Origin of the sequence: Wolbachia endosymbiont (group B) of Aricia artaxerxes (assembly GCF_964026975.1) — a bacterium.
Lineage (GTDB): Bacteria > Pseudomonadota > Alphaproteobacteria > Rickettsiales > Anaplasmataceae > Wolbachia.
The window spans coordinates 1,279,912-1,297,109 of sequence record NZ_OZ034718.1; the positions used below are offsets into that span (position 1 = coordinate 1,279,912).

Here is a 17,198-nt window from a genome sequence, read left to right on the forward strand (position 1 = left end):
CCTAATGTTTACAATCTGAAACTATAGTATAAGTGCCTTGACCCTTAATAATATCAACCATTTTTTCTCTTTTTAAAGAAAAAACTACAATTGGGATAGAATTCTCACGAGCAAGTGAAATTGCTGATGCATCCATAACTTTTAAATCACGAGTTAGCAGATCTGTATAAGAAAGCCTATCATACATCACAGCATTCTCATTTTTTTTTGGATCGGCAGAATATACACCACTTACTTGAGTACCTTTTAAAATAACATCACAATTCATTTCAACAGCACGTAAAGCTGCAGCTGTATCTGTAGTAAAAAATGGGTTACCTGTGCCTGCTGCAAAAATGACTACTCTACCTTTCTCTAAATGATGAATAGCCTTCCTTCTTATATAAGGTTCACATATAGTAGTCATGGGTATAGCAGACAACACCCTAGAGACTATAGAGCTTTTTTCTAAAAAATTTTGCAAAATTAAAGCATTAATGACAGTACCAAGCATTCCAATATAATCACTGCTTGCTCTTTCACAGCCACTTAAAGATGCTGATGCACCACGAAAAATATTCCCACCACCAACAACAATACAAACTTGAACTCCAAGATTACAAACTTCAACTATGTCTTTGGATAGTTTATCTATAACTTCCATATCATGGCCAAATAGCTTTGATCCCATCAAAGCCTCCCCAGAGATTTTGAATAACACTCTGGGGTACTTTACTTCTGAAGTTTTGTTACTTATTTGCACCATCCAAAGTAAGTAACTTATAATTAGCTAATTTAACAGCACTTGATTCTATAAAATCAGCAATCTTCATTTTATCATCTTTTATAAACTTCTGCTCTAGTAGAACAACTTCTTCATAGTATTTAGCCATTCGTCCATCTACTATTTTTTTCGCTACCTCTTCAGGTTTATTTAAGCTCTTTACTTGCTCCTCAATTATAGAACGCTCATTGTTTAATTTTTCTTGATCTAAATCATCTATAGATAAAGCTTCAGGTTTCATAGCAACTACATGCATAGCTATTTGCTTTCCAATCTCTTGTTTATCACCAGATGATTGCAATGCTACTAAAGCACCAATCTTACCTAAGCCATGCATATCACCATGTACATAGCCAGCAATAATCCCATCCTTAGTCTCTAGGTAGCAAAGATTGCTTAACTCTAACTTCTCACCAAGAACCGATGTACCACTCATAATAGCTTCCTGTACTGTACCAACATCTTCATATTTGGCATTTTTTAACTCATCAAGACTAGTACAACGTTCTTGACAAGCAATTGATGCTAAATTTGAAACTAATGCTATGAACTTCTCATTTCTAGCAACAAAATCAGTTTCACAATTGACTTTAACCAATACACCATAATTTTTAGCCAAGCACATAGCAATAAGCCCATCTGAAGCTACTCTATCAGACTTTTTGTCAGCTTTAGCAAATCCTATTGTACGTAACCTATCAACGGCTTTCTTAATATCACCATCACACTCTTCTAACGCTTTCTTACAATCGCTTAAGCCAAGCCCTGTTCTATCGCGTAATTCCCTTATACTACTTGAATCCATCTTCATTTACTTACTATTACCTCCCTTTCTGTTTCATCCTTCATACGCTTCTTTTTAGTTTGCACAATACCCCCTTCTTTTTCTTGAATAAGCTCATCATCCTTAACTCTAGACCTTGTCAAACTAGACTCTATTCCAGCTAATATAGAATCAGCAGCTAATTTACAGTAGAGCTCTATTGATTTTCTTGAATCATCATTTCCTGATATAGGATAGGCAATATCATCTGGGTCAGAATTGGTATCAAGTACTCCAACTACAGGAATACCCAGTTTTTTAGCCTCTTTAACCGCTATATGCTCTTTGTTAGTATCAATAATGAATAAAATATCAGGAACTGCTCCCATTTCTCTAATGCCACCCAATTCTTTATCAAGCTTTTTTCTTTTCTTTTCAATATTTCCTAATTCTTTTTTTGTTAAGATACTATCTTCATCATTTAATATTTTCTCATATTGTATCAAAGTTTTTATCGAAGAAGAAACAGTGTTCCAATTAGTAAGCATACCACCAAGCCATCGATCATTTACATAATATTGACCACAACGAACCGCTTCACTTGCAACAATATCTAAAGCTTGAAATTTCGTACCAACAAATAAAATGCGACCATCTTGAGATGCAACATCGTATAAAGCTTTCATTGCCGCCTCTAACAATGGTAATGTTTTTCGTAAGTCTATTATGTGTATACGATTCTGTTGATGTACACCATATATATATGGGGCCATTTTCGCATTCCAGCGACTAACTTTATGGCCAAAATGCACACCAGATTCAGCTAAATCACGTATAGTGACTTTAGGCAAATTTGTCATATTTACTCCTCCAAATAGTTTATCCTCCATGGCATAACCCTAACGGGACTACTTGCATAAGCCATGTGTGAAATTAAGTTATTTACATAGTAATAAAAAAGACAAAAAAGCGCAAACAAAAAATATTGACAAGTAGCAACACGTTGATTAGCTTTAAGATTGCAAACGTTAAAAAGCAATGGGGGGTGTAGCTCAGTTGGTTAGAGCGCATGCCTGTCACGCATGAGGTCGTGAGTTCAAGTCTCATCACTCCCGCCATTACAGCAGAAACACCTTAAAATTCCTTAACTTTCTTATTAATTTGAATTAATTTCTTTCAGAGACTTGACATGATATTGTAATTGCTGCTTAATCTATTTAACTTTATCGTTAATAATTGGGATTAAATATGTTCATTTCTGAGGTTTTTGCGGCAGATGCGACTAACAATGTATCAGCATCTGTTGCTAGCTTTATTCCACTCATTTTAATATTTGTAGTATTTTATTTTCTCATTATTCGTCCCAATCACAAAAAACTAAAAGAACATAGAAGGATGATAGATCAAATAAAACGTGGTGATACGGTTATTACTTCTAGTGGAATAATAGGTGAAGTAAACAAAGTTGACGAAGTAAATGCACAACTAATACTAGAAATAGCACCAAAAATTGAAATAAAAATCCTAAAGTCTGCTATATCTGAAATCTTAAATAAAGAAATTCAAAAGCCAGTAGCTAAATCTATTGAAAAAAGCAAAGTTGAAAAGAATGGCAAGAAAAATAAACTAGAGGAAAGTAAAAAAGACAAAAATGCTTCATAATTTAAGAAGTGTGTGGAATATTAGGTATAGTAAGTAGCGGTGATTCAGTAATACCAACTTTACTAACCGCGTTGCAAAAATTGGAATACAGAGGTTATGACTCTTCAGGTATAGCAATTATAAATAATAGAGGTAAGATAGAAGTAAAAAAATCAGAAGGTAAAGTTGAAAGATTGTGTGAAGTTGTTCATGAGAGCAAGATATCTAGTAGCAAAGTTGGTATAGCACATACTCGTTGGGCTACACATGGAGCTCCAAATCTTAAAAATGCTCATCCCATTTATATAAATAATGTTGTTGTTGCTCATAATGGCATAATTGAAAATTACAATATATTAAAAAAGGATCTGGAGGAAAAGGGAGTATCTTTCCACACCGATACTGATACAGAAGTGATACCAAACATATTAACTTCATATCTTGATGAAGGGTTATCACCAATTGATTCTATATTACAGTGTCTAAACAATTTACAAGGTTCACTTGCTTTGGCTTTATTATTTGCAGAATATCCAGATACTTTATTTGTTGCAAAAAGAAATTTGCCTTTAGCAATAGGATATAACTGTAATAAAGTGTTTGCTGCTTCTGATACTAATACTTTGAATTCATTTGTAGAAAAAATATTGCATTTAGAAGATAATGATATTGCAGTAATAAAATCTAACGAATTCAGTATATATAATAATGGTATACAAGTTAAACGCAGAACAGAAAATAGCAGTCCAAGAAATTTTCTAATTAGTAAAAATGGTTACCCTAGCTTTATGCTAAAAGAAATTTTTGAGCAACCGTATGCATTAAACAAAACAATAAATCAATTTTATAAACAATATAAAGAAATCAACAAAGAATTATTTTCTGAACTAGGTTACATTACTATAGTTGGATGCGGTTCATCCTATTTTGCTGGACTAATAGCAAAGTGTTGGCTGGAAAGTATTGCTCAAATTCGGGTATATCTAGAAATCTCGTCAGAATTTAGGTATAGCAGCGTCAAGCTCGAAGAAGGTAGTATTGGCTTATTCATTTCTCAATCTGGTGAAACTGCAGATACTATGGAAGCACTACGTTATGCGAGATTGCAGAAACAAATGATCATTAGCATAATTAATACATTTAATAGCAGCATAGAAAAAGCCTCAGATATTGTATTGCATACTCTTGCTGGACCTGAGATTGGTGTTGCTTCGACAAAAACCTTTTCTACGCAGCTTGCAATTTTAGCATGCTTTGCTGTAGAGCTTGGAAAAATAAAAGGTATACTGGGTAGAGAGAGGATAAAGGAACTAAGCGGTGCTATTAATTCCATTCCCGAACATGTAGAGCATGTTTTGAATGTGATGGAAATACAACATATATCAGGCAGTATATTAGAGCACAATAATATAATTATAATTGGGAGAGGAAGCTCATATGGAGTTGCAATGGAAGGTGCATTGAAGATAAAAGAGCTTTCATATATCAACACAATTGGTATTGCAGCGGGAGAAATGAAGCACGGTTCTATCGCCTTGATAGACTCTACTGTACTTGTTATCGCAATTATTCCTTACGATAATTTATTCTTTAAAACGCTATCCAATATACAAGAGATTATTGCAAGAAAAGGTAAAGTAATTGCCTTTAGTGATAAGCAAGGAGCACCGCTCTTAAAGGGAATTTGCATAGATGTGGTGCAACTTCCAGAAGTTGACAATTTTGTTTCTCCAATTATCTACAGTGTTGCTATGCAATTTCTTGCTTATTCTATTGCAGAAAAAAAAGGGTTAGATGTAGATTGTCCGAGAAATTTAGCTAAATCTGTCACAGTTGAGTAACTTATTTAAAGTGAGTTGCTAATTAACAGCTCTAATTGTCAGTTATAAATTACTGAATTTTACTAATAAATTCATTGCTATCATTAGCCCTCTGCGAAAGAATATGTAACTAATGTAAGGATGAGAGAGGCTAAAATCCACGCCTCAAATTAACAAGATTTGCCATTATGGTTACCAGACACAACTTAACCTAGCAAGCAAGAATTAACTAACAGAAAAATTGAAAACTAATATCAGTCTCTTATGTAATGTTACTAATATTTTTCTAATATGTTTTCTATTCAGGAAAGTCTACATCGCCATAACAATATTTACTAGAATGAGGTCTTGTCTCATTGTAAAAACACAACCAATGATCAACGTCTATCTGAAGATCTTCTAATGAATTGTAGATTGTTTTACAAAAAAAGAGGAGTAAATGAGAGTTCAGTAACTTGATTATAGAGTTGTACTGCCTTTCCATATTTGAAGCAAGTTGTTATTCTATCTCAAACCGTAGCACAAAGTAAATATGGCAATTTACACTAAAATTTTCTGTTTATGAGTTATATTATGTAAAGATACTATTTGACATTGAGCTTTAAAGATATTATGTAATAGCATTATTTAATATGTGAGGTTTATTATGGCTAAAGTAAGTGCTGGTGAAAACTCAAAAAAGCTTAAAGATGGTAAAAATCAGCCCATATCACCAAAAAAGTTCAAAGGCAGTCAGTCTATGTCACCAAAACGGAGTCAGAATTCTGGTGAAAAGCTATGGAATGTATTAGAATCATTAGAAGAAGCAAAATCAGAGTTGAAAAAAAGAAAGTTTGAAATAGAACTAAAAAAAGACACTAAAATATCAGAAGAAGGAATAGAAAAAGTAGTGGAATTGGAAAGGAAAATAGAAAAAGAGATAGAAGAAATAGCAATGCCAATATCAACGTTACTACTTAAGGAAACAATAATAAAATTACAAGGAACAAAAATAATAAATTTTTTAAAAAAATTAGAAAAACAAGTAAAAGAAATGCAAGAATTATGTAAGAAACTAGAATTAAATGCTAAAATAGAAAAAGAAGATCTAAATAAGCTCGAGGACATAAAGAAAGAATCAGAAAAGTGTTGCAGAGAGTTAGTGAGCTATATGCCTAATTCAAATAATCCTAGAATGTTGTACACTGCTGTTATTGGTCTTGCTGTTGGGCTGGTAGCAAGTACTATACTTGAACATACAACTAGACTAAGTATATTAGCAATAATTGGCATAGCTACAGCATCTGCACTCGTAGCTGGTGGTGCTACATATGAAGCACTAAGACCTAATACTAAAATAGATGAATCAAAAGAAGTCCAATTCAACCACTATGGATTAAAATCCAAAGATTGAGAGAGAGCATAGAATGCTAACTTTCGACTTGAAAGTCACCAAATTTATCTTCTTTTTTAGAGTGATTTTCAATATAATTTTTTATCATTTCGTCAGTTACATTTCCGCTAGTCCTGACAAACTAGCCTACTGCCCACAACCCAATATCTCTTTTTTAGCTCTGGAAAGTTTTGCTGGATTTTTCTGGAACTTTTTCCTTTTATTAACTGCACTAACTTACTAATACTTAAGTATGGGGGTACAGAAACGTATACGTGTACATGACTTGACGCAACTCTACCTCTGATAATTTCTACTTGATTATTTGTACATACTTCTTGTACAACTTCTTTAGCTTTCTGTCCAATATCTCCAACTAGTACTGGATATCGATATTTTGTTATCCACACTATGTGATATATATACAGAGTGACTGCTTTTTCTATAATATTCCACATTCTTTCAGATTTTTCACCTTAAAATTATATTCTTAAAAGGATGGACTTCAAGTCCAGGGTTTTTCTCCCAAATTTGGGACAATAAAGAGTTCTCATCACTCACTTTCCTAATCACACTTTAATTCAAACTTTATCAGTTTTATTCAAGTTGCTTCTAAAAGGAGAATATCAATGGTGTTCTCCTTACTGATTTGGTTAAAATGCAGAAAACGCCTATGTCAAAATTTACACAGATGTTAAGTGCTGCCACTAATTCCCAGTTAGTACAATTTGTGTATCTTATTGACATATTTAATTTATTCTGTTACAATTTTTAGTAATTAGGTTGGGGTAAAACAATGAAGAGTTTTAAATGGCTACTTAATCAAGTAAGACTTTCATGGATTAGCTTAATATCAAAAGTAAAGAGCTTTTTTCAAACTAACGATACACATCATCAAACAACTGCTAGCAATGGAAATGATCATACAAGAAAAATAAGTGTAGAAAATACAATAGAGGAGAAAGTTAATGAAGAGGATGTATGGTATGATTCTCTGAAAGAACAAGAGCCAGGTGAAAAAGAAAGAGATCTGGATGAAGAAGAATTTTTTGATGCTATTGAAAATTTGGATGAAGAGGAAGTGAGTGCTAACATAGAAGGAAAAGAGTATGAAAAAAATAAGTACTATAGTCTGCAAGATGGTCTACAAGAAAAAAATGAATTTGATCACACAACGCACACTCTTACACTTGCTTTTGAAATTGAAAAGCCATTTCCAGACTCTGACCTTAGTAAATTTAAGTTATGCGAACTTAAGCAAAATGGTGATAAATATACGTTTATCTTAGAAAATGATCAGAAAAGTCGAATAGAATTACACTCTGAATATCTCAATATTTATTTTCCTAAGTATTTTGAGAAACACAGTAAAAAAGGAGCTTACACCGAACTTTTTTCTCAAGAAGAAAATAGAATTAGCAATGATATTATAATACCGCTACAAGTTCCAAAAGAAGCAAGCATATTTACCAAAGAGTGCAATTGGTTAATAAGAAAGGTTGTAGGTGAAATACCAGATTATCCAGTGGGCAAATCGCTTGAATACTGCAGGAGTCGTGTAAATTTCTTTCTTAACTCAAACAATACTATATCTCTTTTTCTAACGTCAGCATGGACAAAATGTGCAGCTAAATCATCAGGTACTCAGATAGAAACAAACTGGCCAGTAAAGGATATTCTAGTCAGAGGTAGTTTTATTAATCAGCATATTCCTAGAGTTGAAGAAGCTTATATTGATAAGCATTATATAGTTGAAGAAACTTTTGAAGTAGTTAACGTAGAATGTGCATCAGAGCTGAAGATTTCTCAACCTAGCATATAGCCTTATATTCTTTCATCAGCATGATATAATTTTGTGCAGATTGTGTAATATGTTTTATTTCCTCATCTGACATTTTTTTGAAGAATTGTGCTGGCCTGCCAGCCCATACTTCACCACTTTTTATCACTTTTCCATGTGTCACCAGTGAGCCAGCAGCTACCATAGCTCCAGACTCGACAATCGCATGATCCATTATAACAGAGCCCATACCAATAAATGCTTTATCATGTATCGTGCATGCATGTAACACACAAAAATGTCCAACCGTCACTATACTACCAATAATCGTGTCACCGCCTGGATTTCTATCTACATGAATTACGGTGCCATCTTGAATATTCGTTTCATCACCTATTTTGATTGATCCAACATCTCCTCTGATCACACAATTAAACCAGATACTCGCATTCCTTCCTATTTCAACGTTACCTATGATACGCACACCATCTGCGATAAAAGAACTTTCATCCATTTTTGGTTCATAATCTTTGTATTTTAAAATTTGATAGCTCATAATTTAAATAAGGTTTAATACATACTTGGGTTCCAGTAGTCAAGTTACTCGGGTAAAGATATTCTTGACTTATGATCCTTATGCTCCTAAAATCTTTATTTTTAGCTCTATTCATAATGTCAGTAACAGTACTTAGTGTACTTCAAATAATATTAGTTGTTGTATTGGTAATTTTAGTACTCCTGCAGCCACCTGGAAGTAGTTCATTAAGTGGCTTTAGTAATTCACAACAGCAAATGAATTCAATAATTCCGGTAAAGTCTTCTGAAAATCCACTCAGTAGAATAACTTCTATAGTTGCTGGATTGTTCATTATAAATACACTGTTACTATCAGGATTATGTTCAAAAGATGTACATAAAAAATCAATTGCAGAGAAGATTATATCAGAAAAGAAGCAAGAAGGCCAATCAACTTCTGTTCCATTTGAAAATTAATGAAAGAAACCAAGTTTATCTTTGTTACAGGTGGAGTTGTTTCATCACTTGGTAAGGGTTTAGTTGCTTCAAGTGTGGGAGCACTTCTTCAAGCTCATGGATTCAATGTTCGCATCAGAAAGCTTGACCCATATCTCAACATTGATCCTGGAACAATGAGCCCAGCTCAGCACGGGGAAGTATTTGTTACTGAGGATGGTGCTGAAACTGATTTAGACCTTGGACATTACGAGCGTTTTACTAAAATTAAAGCAACCAAGGACGACAATATAACAACTGGTAAAGTATATAATAAATTATTAAAGAAGGAAAGGTGTGGTGATTATCTAGGCAAAACTGTGCAAATCATTCCTCATGTGACAGATTTAATCAAATCTTTCATTTTTAATGGTACAGAAGATTTAGATTTTGTAATATGCGAAATAGGCGGAACCGTAGGTGATATTGAAAGCCAACCGTTTTTGGAAGCTATACGCCAAGTTAATTATAAACTAGGAAAGCAAAAAGTTATCCTTATTCACTTAACTTTAATACCATATCTCACTGCAGCACAAGAATTAAAGACAAAACCGACACAGCATTCAGTTCGAGAGTTAAACTCTGCGGGGTTACAACCAGATATTATATTATGTCGCAGTGAAAAAGAAATTTCCGATAATCAAAAAGAAAAGATAGCCAATCTTTGCAATGTTTCTTTATCTAACGTAATACCTGCTCCTGATGTAAACCATATATACGAGTTACCGTCCTTGTATAATCAATGTGGGCTCGGGGCACAAATTTTGGATCACTTTCACTTAAGTAAGCCAAAACCAAGCTTACCTGAATGGGACCAAATAGTACACTCTATGAAACATCCAACACAAGAAGTTATCGTTTCCATAGTAGGAAAATATACTGAATTTCCTGACGCATATAAATCACTGATTGAAGCATTAAACCATGGTGCAATTAGTAATAAAGCTAGAGTGAAGATAAATTGGGTCAACTCAAGAGAAGAGAATGGAAAATCTATAGATGCAAAGTTTATCAGAGAAAAATTACAAAGCTCTAATTCAGTCCTTGTTCCAGGAGGATTTGGTGATAATGGAATAGAAGGTAAAATATTAGCAATAAACTATGCCCGTGTAAATAACATTCCTTTTTTAGGAATATGTCTTGGTATGCAGCTTGCAGTGATTGAATTTGCTCGTAACGTTATTAAGCTTGAAGATGTACACTCTGAAGAATTTTATACTTGCAAACACCCAATCATCAAGCTCGCTGATGGTAAGAACGTTGATCTTGGTGGAACCATGAGACTTGGAACATACAAGTGTAATGTAAATCCAAATTCAAAAATGGCAAATGTGTATAGTAGTGTCACTATTTCAGAAAGACACAGACACAGATATATAGTTAATTTAGATTATAAAAATAACTTAGAAGAGAATGGAATGATATGCAGTGGTATATCAGAAGATAAAACATGCATAGAGGCAGTGGAGCTAAAAAATCACTCATGGTTTATTGGTGTGCAATTTCATCCAGAATTTCAATCAAGACCATTTTCTCCTCATCCTCTCTTTACATCATTTATTAAGGCAACTATTGACAATAGAGTTTAATAGAACTTAATAAACTCTATTCTAATAGAGAGGTAAAAATGTTACTAAGAAATAGTAAAGATAGCATTACATATGGATCTGCGACCTTCGAGGAATTGAATAGGCATGTAGAACAAATAATATATAAATTAGAGGAGGATCAAATTATAGAGGATATAATGGAAGAAGTAGTTGTAGCTATAAACGAACTAAAATCGGTAGAAGAAATAAAAAAATATTTAAAGCGAGAAATAGATAGCCTTGTAAAAAGGACAATAGTCCTTAGTGAATTCTATAACCTAGAAAAAATAGAAAAGCCAAGAAAAGAAAATTATATTTACCCAAGCACCTAATGTTTAAGTACCAATACATGGAACTTGCCATAGAGCAAGCAAAACTTGCTCAGAAAGATGGCGAAGTGCCAATAGGCGCTGTAATAGTTAATGGAAACAATATCATCTCCTCTGCACACAATATATCTAATGATCCAACTGCACATGCAGAAATGTTAACAATTAGACAAGCATTTTCAACTTCCACGCTTTATGAAGCTGAAATGTACGTAACGTTAGAGCCGTGCCCGATGTGCGCTCAAGCTATCTCTTTTGCAAAAATTAAACGTCTGTACTTCGGGGCTTACAATCCCAAAGGTGGAGGAGTTGAAAACGGCACTAGAATATTTCAATTCTGTAACCACATACCTGAAGTTTATGGTGGAATATTAGAAACAAAATGTTCTCTTTTATTAAAAGATTTCTTTGAGAAATTGAGAACTTAGTTTAAGATGTGTGAGATTGTTTCAATATTTTTTGAGTAAAATCTGTATTATAACTCTTTCGTATATTTGACCAATCTGCTCATGCAACGTACATAAGGGATGTTATTACGATAACTCCGTTGCAGAAAAGTTTACTCAAAAGGGAGCTTCTTATTGATACTTCTCAACGTTCTGTTCAGCAAACTAGAACTTCCATATTTGAATACGTAGAAATTAGATTTCTTGCACTACTGGAATTTAAAGAGTTTCAGCGCGTAACGCTGGAATCTAGATTTTCTTGCTAAATCCCAGACTGGCTGGTTATGCAAAAAATCTATTTTTTATCATAAATAACTTAAATATTATATTATAAACTCTGCTAAATTTATTCTCACAACAAAAACTTCTTCTCTACTTTTTTTTGAGTAAGGTCACCAACTCTATTTTTCTACAAAAGTGTTCTCTGAACTAAAAAATCCAGAGAACATTCTCTCTTATATCAACTCATTATCAATGGGAAAAGAACCAACCTCATTATCATAAGAGTAAGGAGTTGTTCTTTGCACATTATCAAAGACAGCTTTTAATAGTACTTCCTTATCACTATCCCATGCAACTTTCTCCATAATTGCATTATAATCTTTACACTTTTGATCATTTCCACAGTCCCTGATTTTACCATTAAGCTTTAGATAAGGCTTTAATGAATTATATTGTACTTGAGTATTATTGCCCTCTTTATCTATCATTTGTCCTGAGGTATTAACAAGTATCAATGGTGCAACTTGTTTTGCTTTCACAATACTTGCTCCACTGGGGTCTTTGATGAGATCAGGACATGATTCTCTAGAAAAAAAATTCTTGTTTAATTCTTTATTAGTATAATCATTGCCAGATTGGCAGAAACTCTTAACCTTCTCGTCCTGACAAGCTAACTCTTGTGGACTATCAATACATTTAAGACATTTCGTATTACCAAAGTTGGCTGCTGAACTAATAGTATCAGTAAAGGCAAATTTAAAATTTACTGCACTATAAACACCCTCTGATCCCTTTTCTATATATGGCACAATTTTAGAATTACTATACATCTCAGGATAGAGTTCTTTTAATAAATCAGATGTATTAAAACCTTGACAACCTATCTTATTATTCGATTTATACAAAGTAGCCTTAGGCCCACAAATTCCTGGTAGGCTAAGATCTGGTGTTATTTCTCGAGATGTAATTTCTCCACTTTCATTCCCTCCTTCATTGGTAACATGTTTGCCTCTATCATTTTCATCCTCTCCCCTAATACTAGGTTTATCTTTATCAGTGCGATCGTCCTCATTGGTAACATGTTTGCCTCTATCATTTTCATCCTCTCCCCTAATACTAGGTTTATCTTTACCGATTCTTTTCTCATTTTTACATTCTTCAGCTGCTTTTTTATACCACTCAGTCTCTGCTTTTGCCATGTTAATTTTACACTTTAAAAGTTCTTCTTTTACTTCTTCAATCTTACTCTGCATCACTTCTTCTTTCTCCTGTTCAATTTTGTACCTCAAAATTTCCTCTTTTGCTAGTTTAGCTTCTAATTTTGCTTGTTCAGCTTCTGCTTTAATATCATCACATTTTTCCTGATTAATTGCCTGTCCACCGTTTTCTTTCATCTTCTCAGCATTTTTTTTACACTGTATTAACTCATTTTTTGTTGCCTCAGCTTCATTCTTAGTTTGTTCTACCTTCTCTCTTTCTTCTTGAACTTGTTTTTTTAATTTATCAACTTCTGCTTTTGCTTCATTCTCAGCTTCTTTTAACTTACCTTTAAATTCTGCCTCTACATTCTCTCTTTCTTCTTGAACTTGTTTTTTTAACTTATCATTTTCTTCTTTTACCTTATTAGCTTCACTCTCAGCTTCTTTTAACTTATCTTTAAATTCTGCCTCTACCTTCTTTCTTCTTGAACTTGTTTTTTTAACTTATCAACTTCTTCTTCTAATTTTGTAATTTCTTTTTGTGATTCCACAGCATCCTCTTCTCCCGCAAACTGATCTCCTAGATTTTCGACTTGCTCACCCTCTTCACCATAAAAAAGTTTGTTGGCATATAAATTACTATTATTAACTTGATCGCTATAGATATTGTTTGACATTGTGACCTCCTATACAGTCAAAACTGGAATTAAATTAGAGTATAAAAGCTGAGAATTCAACATGGGTAAAAGAAACCACAGTTCAGGAAATCTCAGGTTAACTCAGAAATTATTATAAGCCAAAATGATTAAAAATTTTATAACTTATATTTTAGATCTAGCATGATAACCAACAATTATTCAATTTCCACCTTACTCACCAGCTTGACACAGTCCATCTTTATTCATTAGAGAGCCGTGATTCCTCTACTCTCCAATGATTAATCACTTGTCAGTTTTGAGTGTAGTAGTTGATAGCCTGTACGTAAATACGTTGCTTTTGTCCTTTAGAAATTTTTAGTCTACTATCTTTATCCAGAAAAAAATTGTAAAATTTCTATAGTTATGGTATAATTGTAAGTACCGCTTGCCAATAAGCTGAGTATAAAAATGCCGTTCGGACAAATCATTACATATAGCACGATATTACTTGCTATAATTGCAGTATCTCTCTTTTTGAGAAAAATATACAAAAATCATATTAGGAAAATTATATTTCCTCTAAAAGTTCTCAAAGAAGAGTGGGAAGAAAATAGAAGATTTAATGAATTGTATCAAAAAAATAAGCAAAAAGAGTTGATGAAACAACAGGAAATGCTAAAGGAGAAACAAAAGAATATGCAAGTTTACAAAGAAGATCTAGAAATAGTTGATATAGCAAAACCGTTAGGCAAATGGACAAAGATGGTTATGATGGGTAATAGTTTAATGAAACATTTTGCACAATTGATACACAGAGAAGGTGATAAGAAAGGATTTTGGGAGCTATTTATAAAAGCTCAGTCTTCAACTAAGGGTAAATATAGAGGAAAAGGCAGATGACGTATCCGTTGTATAACCTGCTTTCTGGCATTAAACTTCTTAAGTGTTATAGTCAGTCAAGTATAAGGGTGTCATCCCAGTGCTCGACACTGGGATCCAGCTCTTCATGTAATCTAGTTAAAAATATTAATTTTAACATAAAGCAACTACTTTTATGCCAACCAGCTCAGCGTGCTTACTTAAAATTCCTGGATCCCAGTGTCAAGCACTGGGATGACACCATCTGCTACCTACAAACCCAATGTTCGTACAGTTGTATGTCAAACACTGACTGTTTGTTATGCAAGCTATCGAATGTTCATACACTGAAGTGTTTAGGCTCCAAGTTCTCTTTAAAGGTCCAATAGATGCTTGAATGTAAAAATCTATTCTGTGCTCGTAATAACAAAGTATTATTTAAAAACCTCAATTTTAAAGCTGAACCAAAATCAAAAATCTTAATCACTGGTCCAAATGGTAGCGGCAAAACCAGCTTAATCAGAAGTTTATCTGGACTTTTGCCGCCAGTGTCAGGTAATATAATGTACTGTGGAAAAGATATATATGATGACCTAAAATCCTATATACCTTCCATGGTCTATATAGGCCATAAAAATGCCTGTAAAGATAGCTCAACAGTTGGTGAAAACATACAATTCTGGGCAAGAATACGGAATACTAGAGAATTAATTATGGCAGCCGTTTGTTGCTTACAGTTGCAACCTGTACTTAATATCAAATATAGTGAACTTTCTGCAGGTTGGAAAAGAAGAGTTGCGCTTGCTCGCCTCTTAATTTCTAATGCAAACGTTTGGCTGATAGACGAACCATTTTGTAATCTCGACAGTGCAACGTGTGAATTAATATTAAATCTAATCTCAATACGCTCTGAGCAAAACGGTATAGTAATTATTACAGGACATAGCTCTACAGAACAACTGTGTGACTTCAAGACAATCGATATACGTGATTTTAACAGACCTCTTGTATAATTTTTGGCCTTAAAATTAACACATCTCTTTCAAAGGCTCTATATTAAAAATAGAAAGCCCAGAAGCGATTACGTGCGCTAAGGCTTGTACGAGAAACATTCTTGCAGCGGTGAGGTTCAAGTTATCTTCTAGTATGAACCGCATGTTTAAATCACTTTTGCCATACCCCCATAAAACGTGAAACGCTTCTGCAACTTCAAGTAAGTAGAAAGTGATTCTGTGTGGCTCATAGAGCCTTGCCGCTATTTCTACCACATCTGGCCACTTTGCTAAGATTTTTATGAGGAAGAGCTCCCCATCGGTCTTTAAAAGTGAAGGATCTGCTGTTGGGAGCTCTTTTGGAGCATTACGCATTAACGAATGAGCACGGGCGTGCGCATATTGCACATAAAAAATAGGGTTGTCTTTTGATTGTTCTTTAACTTTAGCAAAATCAAAGTCCAAGACCATATCATTCTTGCGTGTCAGCATTATAAAACGAGTGATATCCCTGCCAACTTCCTCCACTACATCTCTTGCTGTTAGGAAGTTTCCTGATCTTTTGGACATCTTAACAGGTTTTTCATTCTCGAAAAAATTCACAATATTATGCAGTTTTACCTCTATTTTTGCTTGATCATCACTGAGCGCAGAGACGACTGCTTTTAGCCTTTTGACATAACCACCGTGGTCACTACCAAGCTCTACGATCATATTGTTAAAACCACGCGATATCTTATCAAAATGGTAAGCGATATCTGAGGCAAAATAAGTCCAACTGCCGTCCTCTTTCTTCAATGCGCGGTCAACATCATCGCCAAATTTTGTAGAGCGAAATAACATTTCTTTTCTGGAAGTCCAATTTTCACTTTCTTTGCCTTTTGGTTTCTCCAGGTACCCTTCATACACTAGACCCTTGTCAGATAATATCTTTATACTCTCTTCGATTTTGCCACGTAGCTCATACTCTGAAGTAAAGACATCATGATTTACTCCAAGCAAGCTCATGTCCTCCTTTATGAGTTCTAAAATAGAACTTAAAGTATATTCTCTAATTATCTGGTTATCTTCCTCTGCTCTAAGCTCCTTGCCATATTTTTTAGCTAATCCCTCTCCTATTGGCTTTAAATATTCACCTGGGTATAAACCCTTTTCAATGCTAATTTTTTCTCCCAGAGCTTCCTTATACCGCAAATATACTGACCGAATTAGCGTATCTATCTGCGCTCCAGCGTCATTGATATAGTACTCCTTAGTAACATTATAGCCAACTTTCTTTAGTAAATTTGCCAGAACATCACCAAACACTGCCCCTCTTGCATGACCAATATGCAGAGGACCTGTTGGATTTGCCGATACAAATTCAACATTGACAGCTTGATTATTTCCAATATTTAGAGTGCCAAACTCTGTTTTTAGCTCATTTATTTGTTTTAAAATCCCATGCCATACTTCCATTTTTAAGTGCATATTGATAAAACCGGGGCTTGCTATTTCCACTTCTGCAACTTCATCAAAAGGTTTAAATTCTCTTGCTAAGATCCCTGCAATCTCAATTGGATTCTTTTTTTCATGCTTTGCAAGCACCATAGCAACATTTGTGTAAATATCACCATGTGCTCTATTGCTTGGAGGTTCCACAATAAAATTTTCTGCACTTATATTTATGATACCTCTTCGTTTCAATTCATTTAATTTACTGAAAATCAGAGAGAAAATACGCTTAAAAATGTTCATTAACTAAAAAGCTACAAAACCTGTAGCAGTATAGCGAA

Annotated in this window: 17 protein-coding genes, 1 tRNA gene and 2 pseudogenes; 11 read left to right on the top strand and 9 right to left on the bottom strand. The window is 33.8% G+C overall.

The genetic code is table 11. From position 1 onward, the window contains the following. Position 1: 1 nt before the first annotated feature. The 3 genes from pyrH to rpsB are packed head-to-tail and all read right to left on the bottom strand — an operon-like array spanning position 2 to position 2,386. On the bottom strand, positions 2–745 hold the full coding sequence (gene pyrH / locus AAGE00_RS05790; RefSeq protein WP_010407219.1) for a UMP kinase: 744 nt from the start codon (positions 743–745) through the stop codon (positions 2–4). After that, positions 729–1,574, bottom strand: coding sequence for a translation elongation factor Ts (gene tsf, locus AAGE00_RS05795; protein WP_108784350.1), 846 nt, complete (start codon positions 1,572–1,574; stop codon positions 729–731). The genes pyrH and tsf overlap by 17 nt, the downstream gene beginning before the upstream one ends. Next, positions 1,571–2,386 carry a 30S ribosomal protein S2 gene (gene rpsB, locus AAGE00_RS05800; protein ID WP_012482019.1) on the bottom strand — a complete coding sequence of 272 codons (816 nt, stop codon included), beginning with the start codon at positions 2,384–2,386 and terminating at the stop codon, positions 1,571–1,573. Before rpsB ends, tsf begins: the two co-directional genes overlap by 4 nt. A gap of 181 nt (positions 2,387–2,567) precedes the next feature. On the opposite strand from rpsB, the gene AAGE00_RS05805 reads away from it, so the two are divergent. The 3 genes from AAGE00_RS05805 (at position 2,568) to glmS (ending at position 5,008) form a co-directional block, all read left to right on the top strand. After that, positions 2,568–2,644: transfer RNA gene (locus AAGE00_RS05805), tRNA-Asp, on the top strand. 130 nt (positions 2,645–2,774) lie between these two features. Continuing rightward, the gene (yajC, locus tag AAGE00_RS05810; RefSeq protein WP_006012489.1) at positions 2,775–3,188 is read left to right on the top strand and encodes a preprotein translocase subunit YajC; all 414 of its coding nucleotides are present in this window, start codon (positions 2,775–2,777) and stop codon (positions 3,186–3,188) included. An 8-nt stretch (positions 3,189–3,196) separates the two neighbouring features. After that, entirely contained in the window at positions 3,197–5,008 is a 1,812-nt protein-coding gene (gene glmS, locus AAGE00_RS05815; protein WP_007302597.1) for a glutamine--fructose-6-phosphate transaminase (isomerizing), read from the top strand. A 298-nt stretch (positions 5,009–5,306) separates the two neighbouring features. Here glmS and AAGE00_RS07980 read toward each other — a convergent pair. Further along, positions 5,307–5,420: pseudogene (locus tag AAGE00_RS07980) on the bottom strand (IS481 family transposase); the annotation flags it as partial. A 213-nt stretch (positions 5,421–5,633) separates the two neighbouring features. On the opposite strand from AAGE00_RS07980, the gene AAGE00_RS05820 reads away from it, so the two are divergent. Continuing rightward, a complete protein-coding gene (locus AAGE00_RS05820) occupies positions 5,634–6,380 on the top strand; it encodes a hypothetical protein (RefSeq protein WP_213863941.1) in 747 nt (248 codons plus the stop codon). Positions 6,381–6,396: 16 nt separating this feature from the next. Here the strand turns inward: AAGE00_RS05820 and tnpA are convergent. After that, a pseudogene (tnpA, locus tag AAGE00_RS05825) lies at positions 6,397–6,815 on the bottom strand (IS200/IS605 family transposase). 340 nt (positions 6,816–7,155) lie between these two features. Here tnpA and AAGE00_RS05830 point away from each other — a divergent pair. Next, positions 7,156–8,181: a hypothetical protein gene (locus tag AAGE00_RS05830; RefSeq protein WP_213863940.1), complete on the top strand. Its 1,026-nt coding sequence runs from the start codon at positions 7,156–7,158 to the stop codon at positions 8,179–8,181. Here the strand turns inward: AAGE00_RS05830 and AAGE00_RS05835 are convergent. Continuing rightward, a complete protein-coding gene (locus tag AAGE00_RS05835; RefSeq protein WP_213863939.1) occupies positions 8,171–8,695 on the bottom strand; it encodes a gamma carbonic anhydrase family protein in 525 nt (174 codons plus the stop codon). The genes AAGE00_RS05830 and AAGE00_RS05835 overlap by 11 nt on opposite strands. 116 nt (positions 8,696–8,811) lie before the next feature. Between AAGE00_RS05835 and secG the strand changes: the two genes are divergently transcribed. Genes secG through AAGE00_RS05855 form a run of 4 tightly spaced genes read left to right on the top strand, consistent with a single transcriptional unit; the run spans position 8,812 to position 11,496 of the window. Then, positions 8,812–9,132 (top strand): preprotein translocase subunit SecG, encoded by a 321-nt coding sequence (secG, locus tag AAGE00_RS05840; protein ID WP_213863938.1) that lies wholly within the window; start codon positions 8,812–8,814, stop codon positions 9,130–9,132. Continuing rightward, positions 9,132–10,739 carry a CTP synthase gene (locus AAGE00_RS05845; protein WP_007302592.1) on the top strand — a complete coding sequence of 536 codons (1,608 nt, stop codon included), beginning with the start codon at positions 9,132–9,134 and terminating at the stop codon, positions 10,737–10,739. The genes secG and AAGE00_RS05845 overlap by 1 nt, the downstream gene beginning before the upstream one ends. Positions 10,740–10,777: 38 nt before the next feature. Then, complete coding sequence (locus AAGE00_RS05850; protein ID WP_007302591.1) at positions 10,778–11,071, top strand: hypothetical protein; 294 nt, start codon at positions 10,778–10,780, stop codon at positions 11,069–11,071. 17 nt (positions 11,072–11,088) lie between these two features. Continuing rightward, positions 11,089–11,496: a nucleoside deaminase gene (locus AAGE00_RS05855; RefSeq protein ID WP_010404879.1), complete on the top strand. Its 408-nt coding sequence runs from the start codon at positions 11,089–11,091 to the stop codon at positions 11,494–11,496. 473 nt (positions 11,497–11,969) lie between these two features. On the opposite strand, the gene AAGE00_RS05860 is transcribed toward AAGE00_RS05855, so the two are convergent. Beyond that, the gene (locus AAGE00_RS05860; RefSeq protein WP_250147230.1) at positions 11,970–13,130 is read right to left on the bottom strand and encodes a hypothetical protein; all 1,161 of its coding nucleotides are present in this window, start codon (positions 13,128–13,130) and stop codon (positions 11,970–11,972) included. 275 nt (positions 13,131–13,405) lie between these two features. Continuing rightward, the gene (locus AAGE00_RS05865) at positions 13,406–13,612 is read right to left on the bottom strand and encodes a hypothetical protein (protein ID WP_250147229.1); all 207 of its coding nucleotides are present in this window, start codon (positions 13,610–13,612) and stop codon (positions 13,406–13,408) included. A 429-nt stretch (positions 13,613–14,041) separates the two neighbouring features. On the opposite strand from AAGE00_RS05865, the gene AAGE00_RS05870 reads away from it, so the two are divergent. Together AAGE00_RS05870 and ccmA are read left to right on the top strand one after the other, a co-directional pair. Continuing rightward, on the top strand, positions 14,042–14,473 hold the full coding sequence (locus AAGE00_RS05870) for a hypothetical protein (RefSeq protein ID WP_213863937.1): 432 nt from the start codon (positions 14,042–14,044) through the stop codon (positions 14,471–14,473). 347 nt (positions 14,474–14,820) lie between these two features. After that, positions 14,821–15,444, top strand: a complete 624-nt coding sequence (gene ccmA, locus AAGE00_RS05875; RefSeq protein ID WP_213863936.1) for a heme ABC exporter ATP-binding protein CcmA — start codon at positions 14,821–14,823, stop codon at positions 15,442–15,444. 15 nt (positions 15,445–15,459) lie between these two features. Here the strand turns inward: ccmA and argS are convergent, their stop codons facing one another. Further along, entirely contained in the window at positions 15,460–17,160 is a 1,701-nt protein-coding gene (gene argS / locus AAGE00_RS05880; protein ID WP_213863935.1) for an arginine--tRNA ligase, read from the bottom strand. Positions 17,161–17,198: the final 38 nt, after the last annotated feature.